This window comes from Pseudomonas arsenicoxydans (assembly GCF_006438915.1).
GTDB classification, from domain to species: domain Bacteria; phylum Pseudomonadota; class Gammaproteobacteria; order Pseudomonadales; family Pseudomonadaceae; genus Aquipseudomonas; species Aquipseudomonas arsenicoxydans_A.
The window spans coordinates 250,976-266,812 of the sequence record NZ_RCZE01000004.1 but is presented as its reverse complement, the minus strand read 5'-3'; the positions used below and the strand labels follow the sequence as shown (position 1 = coordinate 266,812).

The window sequence follows — 15,837 nt, the reverse complement described above, 5'->3', positions numbered from 1 at the left end:
TTTGCGCTATAAGAAGTTGTCGCTTGGCGGCAAGGCCGGGCTGAAAACTGTCCTTACAATCCCCCCATCGCTCGCCAGTTTCAGGCGAGTGTTCCTATTCAGGAGACTCCGATGTCCGTTGAGCACGCTGCGGTAGAACGCGCCGATTTCGACCAGGTAATGGTTCCCAACTATGCGCCTGCCGCTTTCATCCCTGTGCGTGGTGCCGGTTCCCGCGTCTGGGACCAGTCTGGCCGCGAGCTGATCGACTTCGCCGGCGGGATTGCCGTTAACGTATTGGGCCACGCACACCCGGCGCTGGTCGGTGCCTTGACCGAGCAGGCGAACAAGCTGTGGCACGTGTCCAACGTGTTCACCAATGAGCCGGCCCTGCGCCTGGCCCATAAGCTGATTGACGCTACGTTTGCCGAGCGCGTGTTCTTCTGCAACTCCGGCGCTGAAGCCAACGAGGCTGCTTTCAAGCTGGCCCGTCGCGTCGCCTTCGATCGTTTCGGTACTGAGAAGTACGAAATCATCGCCGCGCTGAACAGCTTCCACGGCCGTACCCTGTTCACCGTGAACGTCGGTGGCCAGTCGAAGTACTCCGACGGTTTCGGTCCGAAAATCACCGGCATCACCCACGTGCCGTACAACGATCTGGCGGCTTTGAAAGCGGCCATTTCCGACAAGACCTGCGCCGTGGTGCTGGAGCCGATCCAGGGCGAGGGCGGTGTGTTGCCGGCTGAGCTGGCCTACCTGCAAGGCGCCCGCGACCTGTGCACCGAGCACAACGCGCTGTTGGTGTTCGACGAAGTGCAAACCGGTATGGGCCGCAGCGGCAAGCTGTTCGCCTACCAGCATTACGGCGTGACCCCGGACATCCTGACCAGTGCCAAGAGCCTGGGCGGTGGTTTCCCGATCGCAGCCATGCTGACCACCGAAGACCTGGCCAAACACTTGGTCGTCGGCACCCACGGCACCACTTACGGCGGCAACCCGCTGGCGTGTGCTGTCGCTGAAGCGGTGATTGATGTGATCAACACCCCTGAAGTGCTGGCCGGCGTCAATGCCAAGCACGACAAGTTCAAGGCGCGCCTTGAGCAGATCGGCGAGAAGTACGGCCTGTTCACTCAGGTCCGTGGCCTGGGCCTGCTGATCGGTTGCGTGCTGAGCGATGCGTGGAAGGGCAAGGCCAAAGACATCTTCAACGCCGCCGAACGTGAAGGCTTGATGATTCTGCAAGCCGGCCCGGACGTGATTCGTTTCGCGCCGAGCCTGGTGGTTGAAGACGCGGACATCGATGCCGGTCTGGACCGCTTCGAACGTGCTGCTGCAAAGCTGACGCAAGCCTGATAGACCCGTCGGCGCCTGATCTGTCAGGCGTCGAACCTAATTTTATGTGCCGGACCGGATCAAATGTGGGAGCGGGCTTGCTCGCGAAAGCGGTGGGTCAGACAGCAGTAATGTCGACTGATACACCGCTTTCGCGAGCAAGCCCGCTCCCACATTGGTCCGAGTGTTAGTAATGACTATCCGGTTATTTTCCTCAAAGAGTTTTTCGAGAAAGGAGTGACACCATGCTGGTGATGCGCCCCGCGCAAATGGCTGATCTGGGCGAGGTACAGCGTCTGGCTGCGGACAGCCCGATTGGTGTCACTTCCTTGCCGGATGACGTTGAACGCCTGAGCGACAAGATCGCTGCAAGCGAAGCCTCGTTTGCTGCCGAAGTCAGCTTCAACGGTGAAGAGAGCTATTTCTTCGTCCTCGAAGACACGACTACCGGCAAGCTGGCCGGTTGCTCGGCGATCGTGGCCTCGGCCGGTTATTCCGAGCCGTTCTACAGCTTCCGTAATGAAACCTTCGTGCACGCTTCCCGCGAGCTGAAGATTCATAACAAGATCCACGTGCTCTCCCAGTGCCACGACTTGACCGGCAATAGCTTGCTGACCAGTTTCTACGTGCAGCGCGAGCTGGTGGGTTCGCCTTGGGCCGAGCTCAATTCCCGTGGTCGTCTGCTGTTCGTCGCCAGCCACCCGGAGCGCTTTGCCGATTCCGTGGTCACCGAGATCGTTGGCTACAGCGATGAAAACGGCGACTCGCCATTCTGGGACGCCATCGGCCGCAACTTCTTCGACCTCAACTACGCTGAAGCCGAGCGTCTGTGCGGTCTGAAGAGCCGCACGTTCCTGGCCGAGCTGATGCCGCATTACCCGATCTATGTGCCGCTGCTGCCGGACTCCGCTCAAGAAGCGATGGGCCAGGTGCATCCACGGGCGCAGATCACCTTCGACATCCTGATGCGCGAAGGCTTCGAGACCGATCACTACATCGACATTTTCGATGGCGGCCCGACCTTGCACGCCCGTGTGACGGGGATCCGTTCGATCGCCCAGAGCCGCGTCGTGCCGGTGAAAATCGGTGAGCCGGTCAAAGGTGTCGGACGTCAGTACCTGGTGGCCAATGCCCAGTTGCAGGATTACCGCGCCGTGTTGCTTGAGCTCGATTACGCGCCAGGCAAACCCGTGACCCTGGATCTGGAAGCGGCCGAAGCCCTGGGCGTCGGTGAAGGTGCCAGCGTGCGCCTGGTGGCGGTTTAACGCCGGCATTGATTTCCAGCGAGTAATACCTGGAAAGCAGCGAAATTTCACGGGTGGCGCAAGCGGCCCGTTTGAGGAGATAGCATGATCGTTCGTCCCGTACGCAGCAGCGATTTACCCGCTCTGATCGACCTGGCCCGCAGCACCGGCACCGGCCTGACCACCTTGCCGGCCAACGAAGAACGTCTGGCCCATCGGGTCGGCTGGGCCGAGAAGACCTTTCGCGGCGAAGCCGGGCGCGCTGATGCGGACTACCTGTTCGTACTCGAAGACGACGCGGGCCGCGTGGTGGGCATTTCTGCCATCGCCGGTGCGGTCGGCCTGCGTGAGCCTTGGTACAACTTCCGGGTCGGCCTGACGGTCAGCGCTTCGCAAGAGCTGAACATCTACCGCGAGATTCCGACGCTGTTCCTGGCCAATGACCTGACCGGCAACTCCGAGCTGTGCTCGTTGTTCCTGCACGCCGATTTCCGCACCGGCCTCAATGGCCGCATGCTCGCGAAGGCGCGGATGCTGTTCATCGCCGAATTCCCGCAACTGTTCGGCAACAAGATCATCGCCGAGATGCGTGGCGTGTCCGATGAAGCGGGGCGCTCGCCGTTCTGGGAAAGCCTGGGCCGTCACTTCTTCAAGATGGAATTCAGCCAGGCCGATTACCTGACCGGCGTGGGCAACAAGGCGTTCATCGCCGAGCTGATGCCGAAGTTTCCGCTCTATACATGCTTCCTGTCGCCTGATGCGCGCAACGTCATCGGCAAGGTTCATCCGGACACCGAGCCGGCGCTGGCCATGCTCAAGAGCGAAGGTTTCAGCTACCAGGGCTACGTCGACATCTTCGACGCCGGCCCGGCCGTCGAGTGCGAAACCGGCAAGATCCGCGCGGTGCGTGACAGCGAGGCGCTGGTGTTGGCCATCGGTACACCGGGCGACGACGCCACGCCGTTCCTGATTCACAATCGCAAGCGCGAAGACTGCCGGATCACTGCCGCGCCAGCACGCTTCGCTGCCGGCACTCTGGTGGTCGATCCGCTGACCGCCAAACGTCTTCAACTCAACGCCGGCGATCAAGTGCGCGCCGTTCCGTTGTCTGCTGCTCGGGAGTCGAAATAATGAATTCGCTATACATCGCAGGTGAATGGCTGGCGGGCCAGGGTGAAGCCTTCCAGTCGCTGAACCCGGTGACCCAGCAAGTACTGTGGTCCGGCGAAGGCGCCACGGCGGCTCAGGTTGAATCCGCTGTGCAAGCCGCACGTCAGGCATTCCCGGACTGGGCCCGTCGTACCCTGGACGAGCGCATTACCGTGCTCGAGGCGTTTGCCGCGGCACTGAAAAACAAGGCTGACGAACTGGCGCGTTGCATCGGTGAGGAAACCGGTAAGCCGCTGTGGGAATCGGCGACCGAAGTGACCAGCATGGTCAACAAAATCGCGATTTCGGTGCAGAGCTACCGCGAACGTACCGGCGAGAAGAGCGGCCCGCTGGGCGACGCCACCGCCGTGTTGCGCCACAAACCGCACGGTGTGGTGGCGGTGTTCGGTCCTTACAATTTTCCTGGCCACTTGCCGAACGGTCACATCGTGCCGGCGCTGCTGGCCGGTAACAGCGTGTTGTTCAAGCCAAGCGAGCTGACCCCGAAAGTCGCCGAGCTGACGGTTAAATGCTGGATCGAAGCCGGTCTGCCGGCGGGTGTGTTGAACCTGCTGCAAGGCGCTCGCGAAACCGGTATTGCCCTGGCGGCGAACCCGGGCATCGACGGTTTGTTCTTCACCGGTTCCAGCCGCACCGGCAATCACCTGCATCAGCAGTTCGCCGGTCGTCCAGACAAGATTCTGGCGCTGGAAATGGGCGGTAACAACCCGCTGGTGGTCGACGAAGTGGCGGACCTCGATGCCGCCGTTTACACCATCATTCAGTCGGCCTTCATTTCTGCCGGTCAGCGTTGCACCTGTGCCCGCCGCTTGCTGGTGCCGCAGGGTGCTTGGGGCGACACATTGCTGGCACGTCTGGTGGCGGTCAGCGCGACGATCGAAGTCGGTGCATTTGACCAACAACCGGCACCGTTCATGGGGTCGGTGATTTCCCTTGGCGCTGCGAAAGCGTTGATGGATGCGCAAGAACACTTGCTGGCCAATGGCGCAGTGTCCTTGCTGGAAATGACTCAGCCGCAGGCGCAAGCCGCGTTGCTGACTCCAGGCATTCTGGATGTAACGGCCGTGGCGGATCGTCCTGACGAAGAGCTGTTCGGCCCGTTGCTGCAAGTGATCCGCTACGCTGATTTTGAAGCGGCGATCGCCGAAGCCAACGACACCGACTATGGGCTGGCAGCCGGTTTGCTGTCGGATTCCGAAGCGCGCTATCAGCAGTTCTGGCTGGAAAGCCGCGCCGGTATCGTCAACTGGAACAAGCAGCTGACCGGCGCCGCGAGCAGCGCGCCATTCGGCGGTGTCGGCGCCTCGGGCAACCATCGCGCCAGCGCCTACTACGCCGCCGATTACTGCGCGTACCCGGTGGCCTCGCTGGAAACCCCGAGCCTGGTGTTGCCTGCCGCTCTCACGCCTGGCGTGAAAATGGCGTAACGCCGATCGCGGGCAAGCCCGGCTCCCACAGGATTTGCGTCGGTCACAACAGGTGTGAACACGACCGACCTGTAGGAGCCGGGCTCGCCCGCGATGGCCGCGACCCGGTCTAAAAGAACAGTTACCAGAAGCCTATAACAACAGATTCTCGTGGAGCCTCGCTGATGAAATCCTATGAAGTCAATTTTGACGGTCTAGTGGGGCCGACCCATAACTACGGCGGCCTGTCCTACGGCAACGTCGCGTCCCAGAGCAACAGCCAACAGTCTTCGAACCCGAAGGAAGCTGCGCTGCAAGGCCTGGCGAAAATGAAAGCACTGATGGAAATGGGCTTTCAGCAAGGCGTTCTGGCTCCGCAGGAACGTCCCGACGTCGCAGCGCTGCGTCGCCTGGGTTTCAGCGGCACCGACGCCCAAGTGATCGAGCAAGCCGCTAAAGACGCCATGCCATTGCTGGTTGCCAGTTGCTCGGCATCGAGCATGTGGGTAGCCAACGCCGCCACGGTCAGCCCGAGTGCCGATACCGCTGATGGCCGCGTGCACTTCACCGCCGCCAACCTCAACTGCAAGTACCACCGCAGCATCGAACACCCGACCACCAGCCGCGTGCTGGGCGCGATGTTCGCTGACCAGAAGCACTTTGCTCACCATGCCGCCTTGCCGGCCGTGGCGCAATTCGGTGACGAAGGCGCAGCCAACCACACCCGTTTCTGCCGTGCATACGGTGAAGCCGGCGTCGAGTTCTTTGTGTTCGGTCGCAGCGCCTTCGATACCCGCTACCCGGCACCGCAGAAATACCCGGCACGCCAGACGCTTGAAGCGTCCCAGGCCGTTGCCCGCTTGCACGGCCTGAGCGAAGACGGCGTGGTCTACGCGCAGCAGAACCCGTCGGTGATCGATCAGGGCGTGTTCCACAACGACGTGATCGCGGTGGGTAACGGCGAGGTGTTGTTCTATCACGAGGACGCGTTCCTCGACACCGAGCAGATGCTGGCCGAACTGCAAAGTAAACTCGCCAAAGTCGGCGGCAAATTCCAGTCCGTCTGCGTGCCACGTTCCGCAGTCACCGTCGAAGACGCCGTTCGTTCCTACCTGTTCAACAGCCAACTGCTGTCGCGTCCTGACGGTTCGATGCTGTTGATCGTGCCGGAAGAATGCCGTGGCAATGAGCGTGTCTGGCAGTACCTGCAAGGTCTGACCAGCTCCGGCGGCCTGATCCGCGAAGTGAAAGTCTTCGATCTGAAGCAAAGCATGCAGAACGGTGGTGGTCCGGCTTGCCTGCGGCTGCGCGTCGCACTGAATGAAACCGAACTGGCGGCGGTCAACCCAGGGGTTATCATGACGGCACCGTTGTACGGCACGTTGACCGAATGGGTCGACAAGCACTACCGCGACCGCATGACCGAAAACGATCTCGCGGACCCGCAATTGCTGCTTGAGTGCCGGACGGCACTGGATGAACTGACGCAAATCCTTAAACTGGGCGCGGTTTATCCATTCCAGATCAATTGAAAGTCTCAAACGAGAGCGTAAAAACATGAGCGATACCCTGCAGCTGATCCTTGAAGACACCGACGGCACGCAACTGGAAACGTCCTGCACCCGCGTCGCGGTCATGTGGCAAGGCAAAGAGCTGTGGATCCAGCACGATGGCCGTGGCCAACTGCTGATCGGCGTGGACGTTGAAGAAGGTGACGCTGAATACGCCAACCTGCTGCTGCGTCCATTGGCGACTAATCTGGTAAGTCTGCAACTGGAAATGGAACCGGCTGAAGTCGGCGACGAAGACCACGTGCACGGCCCGGATTGCGCACACGACCACTAAGGAAACCGCTCTATGCTCGCCCTCGGCAAACTGCTTGAACTGACCCTCGCCGGCCGTGAACCGGCGGAGAAGACTCAACTGACTGTCGAAGGCGTGCGGATGCGCTGGTTGAGCGAAGGTGCGCTGGAAGTCCGGCCACCTGAAGCGCGCGACAATGGCCTGGACCTGCTGCTGTCAGCCGGTATCCACGGCAACGAAACAGCGCCGATCGAGTTGCTCGATCGCCTGTTGCATGACATCGCTCGTGGCGACCTCAAGCCGCGCGCACGTATTCTGTTCCTGTTCGGTAACCCGGAAGCGATTCGCAAAGGCGAGCGCTTCGTCGAGCAGGACGTCAATCGGCTGTTCAACGGCCGTCATGAACAAAGCAGCGGCTCCGAAGCCCTGCGCGCTTGTGAGCTGGAGCGGCTGGCGGCGAGTTTTTTCAGCCTGCCGGATCGCCAGCGCCTGCACTACGACCTGCACACCGCGATTCGCGGCTCGAAGATCGAGCAGTTCGCCTTGTACCCCTGGAAGGAAGGCCGCCAGCATTCGCGTCAGGAGCTGGCGCGCCTGCGTGCTGCCGGCATGGAAGCGGTGCTGTTGCAGAACAAGCCATCCATCGTTTTCAGTTCCTACACCTATGACAAGCTGGGCGCTGAGTCCTTCACCCTCGAACTGGGCAAGGCGCGGCCGTTCGGGCAGAACGCCGGGGTCAACGTTTCCCTGTTGGAAACCCGCCTGAAACAGATCATCGAAGGCAGCGAACCGGAACCGACCGAAGCGGCACTGGATGGTTTGCAGCTGTACAGCGTGGCGCGGGAAATCATCAAGCACAGCGACAGCTTCCGCTTGAACCTTCCGACGGACATCGAGAACTTTTCCGAGCTGGACGTGGGTTACCTGCTGGCGGAAGACATCGCCAATACCCGCTGGATCATCGAAGAAGAGGGCGCCCGGATCATCTTCCCGAACCCCAAGGTGAAAAATGGCTTGCGCGCCGGCATCCTGATCGTACCGACCTCCGACGAAAACCTGGCCTAAGCACAAAACAAATGTGGGAGCGGGCTTGCTCGCGAAGGCGGACTGACATTCAGCATATACGTTGAATGTTAAACCGCTTTCGCGAGCAAGCCCGCTCCCACATTAGGTTTGGGTGAAGGCAGAGACTTCACCCGTACCAAAGATTTTGTATTAAACAGCCATCGCACGCGGCTCACTACGACGCAACGCCCGCATCTTGTGCAGCGTATCCGCGCAGGTCTTCGCCGCTTCCTGGCCTTTGTGCACAAAATGCTCGAAGAAAAACTTCTGATGCAGTTCTTCACCGGCATGGAAGTGGTGCGGGGTCAGGGATACCGAAAACACTGGCACTTCGGTTTCCAGTTGCACCTGCATCAGGCCACTGACCACCGACTGGGCGACGAACTCGTGACGGTAGATCCCGCCATCAACCACCAGGGCTGCGGCGACGATGCCGGAATAACGGCCGGTCTTGGCCAGCAACTTGGCGTGCAGGGGCATTTCAAAGGCGCCGCCGACTTCGAAGAAATCGATGTCCGATTCCTGATAACCCTGGGCAATCATTTCGCTCACGAAGCCTTTACGGCTTTGATCGACGATTTCCTTGTGCCAGCAGGCCTGAATGAACGCAACGCGCTCGCCCTGATGGTTTTTGCTTTTGCTATCGATTGCGGTGGGTTGCATGTTCTGACTCCTGTTTATGGTTAAAACAGGGCATATGAATCGAATGGGATTTCAGGGTACGCACGCTCGCACGAATGCGACGGACGGCCCTTTGGCGTCAATCCCGTTCTCTCTTCATCCGGACTATGACCGTCGGCCCCGGGATCACACCGGGTCTGCTGACCTTGTCGTCATACACAGCCATTGCCGTGCCTGTCGCCAAGCGCTCGCGGGCTATGCGCATTGCGCGCAATTACCGCCGGTGGGGAGTTGCACCCCGCCCTGAGAACGTTGTGCCGTCAGATTGTCTGACGGCGCAGCGTTTTTAACACATATTTACGAGCTGCGCATCGCTGCTATCTGATGATTGTTATCGACTTTTTCGCTGGCTTGGGGTGCCTTTTCCGGCTCAAGGGTTGATTATTCGTCGTCATGACCGCAGTAATTCCTACCTGAAAGGGATTTTCCCTGCTTAACGAGGCCAGATTCATGAGCGTTATCGATCTTCGCAGCGACACCGTCACCCAACCTTCCGTCGGGATGCTCGACGCAATGGCCTGCGCGGCCACCGGTGATGACGTCTATGGCGAGGATCCGACGGTCAACCGTCTTGAAGCCGAGTTGGCAAAACGACTGGGTTTTGCCGCCGCGCTGTTTGTGCCGACAGGCACCATGAGCAACCTGCTGGGGTTGATGGCCCACTGCGAACGCGGTGACGAATACATCGTCGGCCAGCAGGCCCACACCTATAAGTACGAAGGCGGCGGCGCAGCCGTGCTCGGTTCGATCCAGCCTCAACCGCTGGAAGTACAGGCCGATGGCTCGCTGGATCTGGCGCACATCGCGGCCGCGATCAAACCGGACGATTTCCACTTCGCCCGCACCCGTTTGCTGGCGCTGGAAAACACCATGCAAGGCAAAGTGCTGCCGCTGGAGTATCTGGCGCGGGCCCGAAGCTTTACCCGTGAACATGGCTTGCAGCTGCACCTTGACGGCGCGCGGCTCTACAACGCGGCCGTCAAACTGGGGGTTGATGCCCGGGTAATCACCCAGCACTTCGATTCGGTGTCGGTGTGCCTGTCCAAAGGCCTGGGCGCGCCGGTCGGTTCGGTGTTGTGCGGCTCGGTCGAGTTGATCGCCAAGGCACGCCGTTTGCGCAAGATGGTCGGGGGCGGCATGCGTCAGGCCGGGATTCTGGCCGCGGCGGGCTTGTATGCGCTGGACAACAACGTCCAGCGTCTGGCCGACGACCACGCCAATGCGCAACTGTTGGCCGAAGGCCTGCGCGCGGCGGGTTACGAGGTCGAGCCGGTGCAGACCAACATGGTGTATGTGCAGATGGGCGACAACGCCGAAGCGATCAAGACGTTCGCTGCCGAATGCGGGATCAAGTTGAGCGCGGCAGGGCGTCTGCGCATGGTCACGCACATGGACGTCAGTCGTGAGCAAATCGAGCAGGTTGTCGCGGCATTCGTCGACTTTTCGCGCAAGTGATAGCGTTAGCGCTCCAATTGACTGTTTCTATCGTATAAACACGCTGTACCCCGCGCGCAGGGCCGATATAATGCGGCCCTTTGCCGTCGCTTCGTCTGTTGACGTTTCGAACAGGCCTTTGGCCGCAGCCTCCGTGGAAGAACCTAATGAAAAGCGCAGAAATCCGTGAAGCCTTCCTTCGCTTCTTCGAAGAGCAAGGCCACACCCGTGTAGCCTCCAGCTCTTTGATTCCGGGCAACGACCCAACCCTGCTGTTCACTAACGCGGGGATGAACCAGTTCAAGGACTGCTTCCTGGGCCAGGAAAAACGTGCGTACACCCGCGCGGTCAGCAGCCAGAAATGCGTGCGCGCCGGCGGCAAGCACAACGACCTGGAAAACGTCGGTTATACCGCCCGTCACCACACTTTCTTCGAAATGCTGGGCAACTTCAGCTTCGGTGATTATTTCAAGCGTGACGCCATCACCTACGCCTGGAACTTCCTGACCTCCGACCAGTGGCTGAACCTGCCCAAGGAAAAGCTCTGGGTGACCGTCTACGCCAGCGATGACGAGGCGTACGACATCTGGACCAAGGAAATCGGGGTTCCGGCCGAGCGCATGGTGCGCATCGGCGACAACAAAGGCGCGCCGTACGCGTCCGACAACTTCTGGACCATGGGCGATACCGGCCCGTGCGGTCCTTGCACCGAGATTTTCTACGATCACGGCGCCGACATCTGGGGCGGCCCACCGGGCTCGCCGGAAGAAGACGGCGACCGTTACATCGAGATCTGGAACAACGTGTTCATGCAGTTCAACCGCACCGCCGATGGCGTGTTGCACCCGCTGCCAGCGCCGTCGGTCGACACCGGCATGGGCCTTGAGCGGATCAGCGCCGTGCTGCAGCACGTGCACTCGAACTATGAAATCGACCTGTTCCAGAGCCTGCTGAGCGCTTCGGCCAAGGCCATCGGTTGCACCAACGACGCTCAGGCTTCCCTGAAAGTCGTGGCTGACCACATTCGTTCTTGCGGCTTCCTGATCGCTGACGGCGTGCTGCCGTCCAACGAAGGTCGCGGCTATGTGCTGCGCCGGATCATTCGTCGCGCTTGCCGTCACGGCAACAAGCTGGGCGCCAAGGGCAGTTTCTTCTATCAGATCGTTGCGGCCCTGGTCGCCGAGATGGGCGAAGCTTTCCCTGAGCTGAAATCCCAGCAGGCGCACATCGAACGCGTTCTGAAAGCTGAAGAAGAGCAGTTCGCCAAGACCCTGGAGCAGGGCCTGAAAATTCTCGAGCAGGATCTGGCCGACCTCAAGGGCGACGTGGTACCGGGCGACGTAGTGTTCAAACTCTACGACACCTACGGCTTCCCGATGGACCTGACCGGCGACATCGCTCGCGAGCGCAGCCTGACCATCGACGAAGCAGGCTTCGAGCGCGAAATGGAAGCCCAGCGCGTCCGTGCCCGTTCCGCCAGCTCCTTCGGCATGGACTACAACAGCCTGGTCAAGGTTGATGTGGCGACCGAATTTACCGGTTACAAAGCGACCAGCGGTTCGGCGAAAGTCGTTGCCCTCTATAAAGAAGGGCAATCGGTCGACGTATTGAGCGAAGGCGAAGAAGGCGTGGTGGTTCTGAACCAGACCCCGTTCTACGCAGAATCCGGTGGCCAGATTGGTGACTGTGGTTATCTGCAGGCCGGTAACAGCCGCTTCGACGTGCGCGATACCACCAAGACCGGCGGTGCCTTCCTGCACCACGGTGTGTTGGCTTCGGGCAGCCTGATCGTGGGCGCGCCGGTTGAAGCTCACGTCGAAGCCGACGTGCGTCACGCCACTTCGTTGAACCACTCGGCAACTCACTTGCTGCACGCCGCATTGCGTCAGGTGCTGGGCGATCACGTTCAGCAGAAAGGCTCGTTGGTTGACAGTCAGCGCCTGCGCTTCGACTTCAGCCACTTCGAAGCCATCAAGCCTGAGCAGTTGAAGGCGCTGGAAGACATCGTCAACGCCGAGATCCGCAAGAACTCCGCGGTTGAAACCGAAGAAACCGACATCGAAACCGCCAAGAAGAAGGGCGCCATGGCGCTGTTCGGCGAGAAGTACGGCGACAACGTGCGCGTGCTGAGCATGGGCGGTGATTTCTCGGTTGAGCTGTGCGGCGGTATCCACGCCAACCGTACCGGCGACATCGGCCTGCTGAAAATCATCAGCGAAGGCGGTGTGGCTTCGGGTGTGCGTCGTATCGAGGCAGTCACTGGTGCTGCGGCACTGGCCTACTTGAACGCAGCTGAAGAACAACTCAAGGAAGCGGCCAACCTGGTCAAGGGCAGCCGCGACAACCTGATCGACAAGCTGTCGGCTGTGCTGGAGCGCAACCGTCTGCTGGAGAAGCAACTCGAGCAGTTGCAAGCCAAGGCTGCCAGCGCGGCGGGCGACGATCTGTCGGCCGCAGCCCTGGACATCAAAGGAGTGAAGGTCCTGGCCGTGCGTCTGGACGGTCAGGATGGCAAGGCGCTGCTGGCGCTGGTCGATCAACTGAAAAACAAACTCGGCCGCGCAGTGATCCTGCTCGGCAGTGTCCATGAGGAAAAGGTCGTTCTGGTTGCAGGCGTAACCAAAGACCTGACTGGCCAACTCAAAGCCGGTGATTTGATGAAGCAAGCCGCTGCGGCAGTGGGCGGGAAGGGCGGTGGTCGTCCAGATATGGCGCAGGGCGGCGGCACAGACGCCGGCGCTCTGGATGCAGCATTGGCCCTGACCGTTCCATTTGTAGAGCAGGGTTTATAAGGCAGTGTGTCTGGCCCGCGGTCTAGTAGCGGCCAGAACGCTGTTTGAGTGATTATTTGGGCGCCCTTCATGGGCAGAGGCGGCTTTGAAATGGCTTTGATCGTACAGAAATTTGGAGGCACCTCGGTCGGCACTGTCGAGAGAATCGAGCAGGTCGCCGACAAGGTTAAGAAATTCCGCGATGCCGGCGATGACCTGGTGGTTGTGCTGTCTGCAATGAGCGGCGAAACCAACCGTCTGATCGATCTGGCCAAGCAAATCAGTGGCGACGACCAACCGGTTCCCCGCGAGCTGGATGTGATCGTTTCCACCGGTGAGCAGGTGACGATTGCACTGTTGGCCATGGCGCTGATCAAGCGCGGCGTGCCAGCGGTGTCCTACACCGGTAATCAGGTACGGATTCTGACCGATAGCGCGCACAATAAAGCGCGTATCTTGCAGATTGATGACCAGAAGATTCGTGGTGATCTGAAGGCCGGTCGCGTAGTGGTTGTCGCCGGTTTCCAGGGCGTCGACGAGCACGGCAACATCACCACCCTCGGTCGTGGCGGTTCCGACACTACCGGCGTGGCGCTGGCCGCAGCCCTGAAGGCTGATGAGTGCCAGATCTACACCGACGTTGATGGTGTCTACACCACCGACCCGCGTGTGGTGTCTGTGGCTCAGCGTCTGGAAAAGATTACCTTCGAAGAGATGCTGGAAATGGCCAGCCTCGGTTCCAAGGTACTGCAGATCCGTGCGGTCGAGTTTGCCGGCAAGTACAACGTTCCGCTGCGCGTACTGCACAGCTTCAAGGAGGGTCCGGGCACCCTCATTACTATTGATGAAGAGGAAACCATGGAACAGCCGATCATTTCCGGTATCGCATTCAACCGCGATGAAGCCAAGCTGACCATCCGTGGCGTGCCAGACATCCCGGGCGTTGCATTCAAGATTCTCGGCCCGATCAGTGCCGCGAATATCGAAGTCGACATGATCGTGCAGAACGTCGCGCACGATAACACCACCGACTTCACCTTCACCGTGCACCGCAACGACTACCAGGCAGCGCAAGCCGTGCTGGAAAAAACCGCTGGCGAGCTGGGTGCCCGTGAAGTCGTGGGCGACACCAAGATTGCCAAGGTATCGATCGTCGGTGTCGGCATGCGTTCCCACGCAGGCGTCGCCAGCCGCATGTTCGAATCCCTGGCGAAAGAAAGTATCAACATCCAGATGATCTCGACGTCGGAAATCAAAGTCTCCGTTGTGATCGAAGAGAAGTATCTGGAATTGGCTGTGCGCGCTCTGCACACAGCTTTCGAACTGGACGCACCGGCCCGTCAGGGCGAGTGATGCGTTTGCCAAAGGGCGCGGTCTGACCGCGCCCTTTGTCTTTTTTTGAATGGCGCGGCCTAAAACTGTTCTTTTGCTCGCGCTGGTCAATACTCAGGCATGTAGGGCTGCGATCATTCTGGTTGTGGGTCGAATGCCTTTTTTTTGCAGACTGTTGTCCCTGAAATGAAATGCGTTAGGAGAAAGGTATGCTGATTCTGACCCGTCGGTGCGCAGAAAGCCTGATCATTGGTGATGGCGAAATCACCGTGACCGTGCTCGGCGTCAAAGGAAATCAAGTGCGTATCGGTGTCAACGCCCCGAAAGAGGTTGCTGTGCATCGTGAAGAAATTTACCTGCGTATAAAGAAAGAGAAGGACGAAGAACCAAGCCATTAATTTTTATCGTTTTTTATGTTTGCAAACGGGGAAAAGGTTGGTTAAGATACGCCCCGTGTTGCGGAGAGCTGGCCGAGTGGCCGAAGGCGCTCCCCTGCTAAGGGAGTACACCTCAAAAGGGTGTCGGGGGTTCGAATCCCCCGTTCTCCGCCATTATTTGCGTAGTACGTTGTAATCTGGCTTCTTCGGTAAGTTGTTGAAATTACTAGAAAAAGTGTTTGACATAGAGATTAGACGGCCTATAATGCGCGGCAACAAATGCACTCGTAGCTCAGCTGGATAGAGTACTCGGCTACGAACCGAGCGGTCACAGGTTCGAATCCTGTCGAGTGCACCATTTAAGAGTTGTTTGCAGTGATGCGAGCGACTTTGCTTCACCCAGTTGTGGTCTGGTTTAAAAACACAAAATGCACTCGTAGCTCAGCTGGATAGAGTACTCGGCTACGAACCGAGCGGTCACAGGTTCGAATCCTGTCGAGTGCACCAAACACCAAAAAGCCTGCGTCTAACGCGGGCTTTTTGCTGTCTGGGATTTGGCTTTTCCTTTCGTACATCCTTTCTCATCAAACTCCACATGCGCGCTACGACCTCGCTTGGCGTCGTAGCGGTAACTCGTTGATGAATTCCTGGTATTGATCTTGTCTGGCTTGCCAAGGGCGCTCTCGACGTCCTGCTGACTCATGCCGGCTATGATTCGTTGATTGATGATCGCTTCGCGTCGTTCCCTGGCGCTGATCAGATTTCCGCATTTATCTTCGGCCTGACCCACGATGGTCGGTTCTCTCCTGATGTTTTTCATACCTGATGTTTCGCCAATTTTGGCTTCTGGCATGAGTGCCATCGTGCTGCCCGGTGTGAAAGTGCGCACGTCCTGCAACGAAAGGCTCTCTCCCGCCGTACAGCTCAAGGTGGTGAAGGTGACTTGCCCGTTGGCGGCTTCGCAGCGGTGAACAATCTCCGCGTGCAGCAGGGGCGGCAGGCTGAGCAGGGCGGTCAGCAAAAAATAGTCCGCAATCGATGGCATATGACGTCCTCCGTGACAGTCGATACCAAGGGTAGCTGCTACATTTTTGGAGGGTGGTGTGTTTTCTTTTCAGAATGAGTCGTCGCATTGAAAGAGATAAGGTGGCGCTCAGGTTTGGCTTGCAAGCGCTTGTTTCAGCCACGATTTTTTAACGTTTAAAACCGTTGGGCGGTGTATCATTGCGCCCGTCAGCCCCGC

13 protein-coding genes, 3 tRNA genes and 1 riboswitch are annotated in these 15,837 nt (G+C 59.4%); of the genes, 14 read left to right on the top strand and 2 right to left on the bottom strand.

Going from position 1 to position 15,837, the window contains the following annotated elements:
* Nucleotides 1-111 precede the first annotated feature (111 nt).
* The 7 genes from EAH78_RS10280 (at nucleotide 112) to astE (ending at nucleotide 7,999) form a co-directional block, all read left to right on the top strand.
* Nucleotides 112-1,332 carry an aspartate aminotransferase family protein gene (locus tag EAH78_RS10280; RefSeq protein WP_140667446.1) on the top strand — a complete coding sequence of 407 codons (1,221 nt, stop codon included), beginning with the start codon at nucleotides 112-114 and terminating at the stop codon, nucleotides 1,330-1,332.
* Between the two features lie 224 nt (nucleotides 1,333-1,556).
* Nucleotides 1,557-2,576 carry an arginine/ornithine succinyltransferase subunit alpha gene (gene aruF / locus EAH78_RS10275; protein ID WP_027923928.1) on the top strand — a complete coding sequence of 340 codons (1,020 nt, stop codon included), beginning with the start codon at nucleotides 1,557-1,559 and terminating at the stop codon, nucleotides 2,574-2,576.
* Nucleotides 2,577-2,660: 84 nt separating this feature from the next.
* Entirely contained in the window at nucleotides 2,661-3,686 is a 1,026-nt protein-coding gene (astA, locus tag EAH78_RS10270; protein ID WP_027923929.1) for an arginine N-succinyltransferase, read from the top strand.
* Nucleotides 3,683-5,152, top strand: coding sequence for a succinylglutamate-semialdehyde dehydrogenase (gene astD / locus EAH78_RS10265; RefSeq protein ID WP_170219115.1), 1,470 nt, complete (start codon nucleotides 3,683-3,685; stop codon nucleotides 5,150-5,152). Before astA ends, astD begins: the two co-directional genes overlap by 4 nt.
* A 164-nt stretch (nucleotides 5,153-5,316) precedes the next feature.
* Entirely contained in the window at nucleotides 5,317-6,663 is a 1,347-nt protein-coding gene (gene astB / locus EAH78_RS10260; RefSeq protein ID WP_140667444.1) for an N-succinylarginine dihydrolase, read from the top strand.
* Between the two features lie 25 nt (nucleotides 6,664-6,688).
* A complete protein-coding gene (locus EAH78_RS10255; RefSeq protein ID WP_046031534.1) occupies nucleotides 6,689-6,976 on the top strand; it encodes a hypothetical protein in 288 nt (95 codons plus the stop codon).
* Nucleotides 6,977-6,988: 12 nt separating this feature from the next.
* On the top strand, nucleotides 6,989-7,999 hold the full coding sequence (astE, locus tag EAH78_RS10250) for a succinylglutamate desuccinylase (protein WP_140667443.1): 1,011 nt from the start codon (nucleotides 6,989-6,991) through the stop codon (nucleotides 7,997-7,999).
* 150 nt (nucleotides 8,000-8,149) lie between these two features.
* Here astE and EAH78_RS10245 read toward each other — a convergent pair whose 3' ends face one another.
* Nucleotides 8,150-8,662 carry a 6,7-dimethyl-8-ribityllumazine synthase gene (locus EAH78_RS10245; protein ID WP_140667442.1) on the bottom strand — a complete coding sequence of 171 codons (513 nt, stop codon included), beginning with the start codon at nucleotides 8,660-8,662 and terminating at the stop codon, nucleotides 8,150-8,152.
* Nucleotides 8,663-8,763: 101 nt separating this feature from the next.
* Nucleotides 8,764-8,935, bottom strand: a riboswitch (FMN riboswitch).
* Nucleotides 8,936-9,130: 195 nt separating this feature from the next.
* On the opposite strand from EAH78_RS10245, the gene ltaE reads away from it, so the two are divergent.
* The 7 genes from ltaE to EAH78_RS10210 all read left to right on the top strand — a co-directional run bounded on the left by ltaE (nucleotide 9,131) and on the right by EAH78_RS10210 (nucleotide 15,101).
* Nucleotides 9,131-10,135 carry a low-specificity L-threonine aldolase gene (ltaE, locus tag EAH78_RS10240; protein ID WP_140667441.1) on the top strand — a complete coding sequence of 335 codons (1,005 nt, stop codon included), beginning with the start codon at nucleotides 9,131-9,133 and terminating at the stop codon, nucleotides 10,133-10,135.
* A gap of 146 nt (nucleotides 10,136-10,281) precedes the next feature.
* Complete coding sequence (gene alaS, locus EAH78_RS10235) at nucleotides 10,282-12,906, top strand: alanine--tRNA ligase (protein ID WP_140667440.1); 2,625 nt, start codon at nucleotides 10,282-10,284, stop codon at nucleotides 12,904-12,906.
* Nucleotides 12,907-12,996: 90 nt separating this feature from the next.
* Nucleotides 12,997-14,238 (top strand): aspartate kinase, encoded by a 1,242-nt coding sequence (locus EAH78_RS10230; protein ID WP_123432851.1) that lies wholly within the window; start codon nucleotides 12,997-12,999, stop codon nucleotides 14,236-14,238.
* A gap of 188 nt (nucleotides 14,239-14,426) precedes the next feature.
* A complete protein-coding gene (gene csrA / locus EAH78_RS10225; RefSeq protein ID WP_002554426.1) occupies nucleotides 14,427-14,615 on the top strand; it encodes a carbon storage regulator CsrA in 189 nt (62 codons plus the stop codon).
* A gap of 62 nt (nucleotides 14,616-14,677) precedes the next feature.
* A tRNA-Ser gene (locus tag EAH78_RS10220) sits at nucleotides 14,678-14,768 on the top strand.
* Nucleotides 14,769-14,875: 107 nt separating this feature from the next.
* Nucleotides 14,876-14,952, top strand: a tRNA-Arg gene (locus tag EAH78_RS10215).
* Between the two features lie 72 nt (nucleotides 14,953-15,024).
* Nucleotides 15,025-15,101, top strand: a tRNA-Arg gene (locus EAH78_RS10210).
* Nucleotides 15,102-15,120: 19 nt separating this feature from the next.
* Here the strand turns inward: EAH78_RS10210 and EAH78_RS10205 are convergent.
* Nucleotides 15,121-15,639 (bottom strand): UPF0183 family protein, encoded by a 519-nt coding sequence (locus EAH78_RS10205; protein WP_140667439.1) that lies wholly within the window; start codon nucleotides 15,637-15,639, stop codon nucleotides 15,121-15,123.
* Nucleotides 15,640-15,837: the final 198 nt, after the last annotated feature.

What these genes read in the sequence shown, in the direction of transcription:
- EAH78_RS10280 (WP_140667446.1), top strand. Translation starts at nt 112, where the DNA reads ATGTCCGTTGAGCACGCTGCGGTAGAACGCGCCGATTTCGACCAGGTA.
- aruF (WP_027923928.1), top strand. Translation starts at nt 1,557, where the DNA reads ATGCTGGTGATGCGCCCCGCGCAAATGGCTGATCTGGGCGAGGTACAG.
- astA (WP_027923929.1), top strand. Translation starts at nt 2,661, where the DNA reads ATGATCGTTCGTCCCGTACGCAGCAGCGATTTACCCGCTCTGATCGAC.
- astB (WP_140667444.1), top strand. Translation starts at nt 5,317, where the DNA reads ATGAAATCCTATGAAGTCAATTTTGACGGTCTAGTGGGGCCGACCCAT.
- EAH78_RS10255 (WP_046031534.1), top strand. Translation starts at nt 6,689, where the DNA reads ATGAGCGATACCCTGCAGCTGATCCTTGAAGACACCGACGGCACGCAA.
- astE (WP_140667443.1), top strand. Translation starts at nt 6,989, where the DNA reads ATGCTCGCCCTCGGCAAACTGCTTGAACTGACCCTCGCCGGCCGTGAA.
- EAH78_RS10245 (WP_140667442.1), bottom strand. Translation starts at nt 8,662, where the DNA reads ATGCAACCCACCGCAATCGATAGCAAAAGCAAAAACCATCAGGGCGAG.
- ltaE (WP_140667441.1), top strand. Translation starts at nt 9,131, where the DNA reads ATGAGCGTTATCGATCTTCGCAGCGACACCGTCACCCAACCTTCCGTC.
- alaS (WP_140667440.1), top strand. Translation starts at nt 10,282, where the DNA reads ATGAAAAGCGCAGAAATCCGTGAAGCCTTCCTTCGCTTCTTCGAAGAG.
- EAH78_RS10230 (WP_123432851.1), top strand. Translation starts at nt 12,997, where the DNA reads ATGGCTTTGATCGTACAGAAATTTGGAGGCACCTCGGTCGGCACTGTC.
- csrA (WP_002554426.1), top strand. Translation starts at nt 14,427, where the DNA reads ATGCTGATTCTGACCCGTCGGTGCGCAGAAAGCCTGATCATTGGTGAT.
- EAH78_RS10205 (WP_140667439.1), bottom strand. Translation starts at nt 15,639, where the DNA reads ATGCCATCGATTGCGGACTATTTTTTGCTGACCGCCCTGCTCAGCCTG.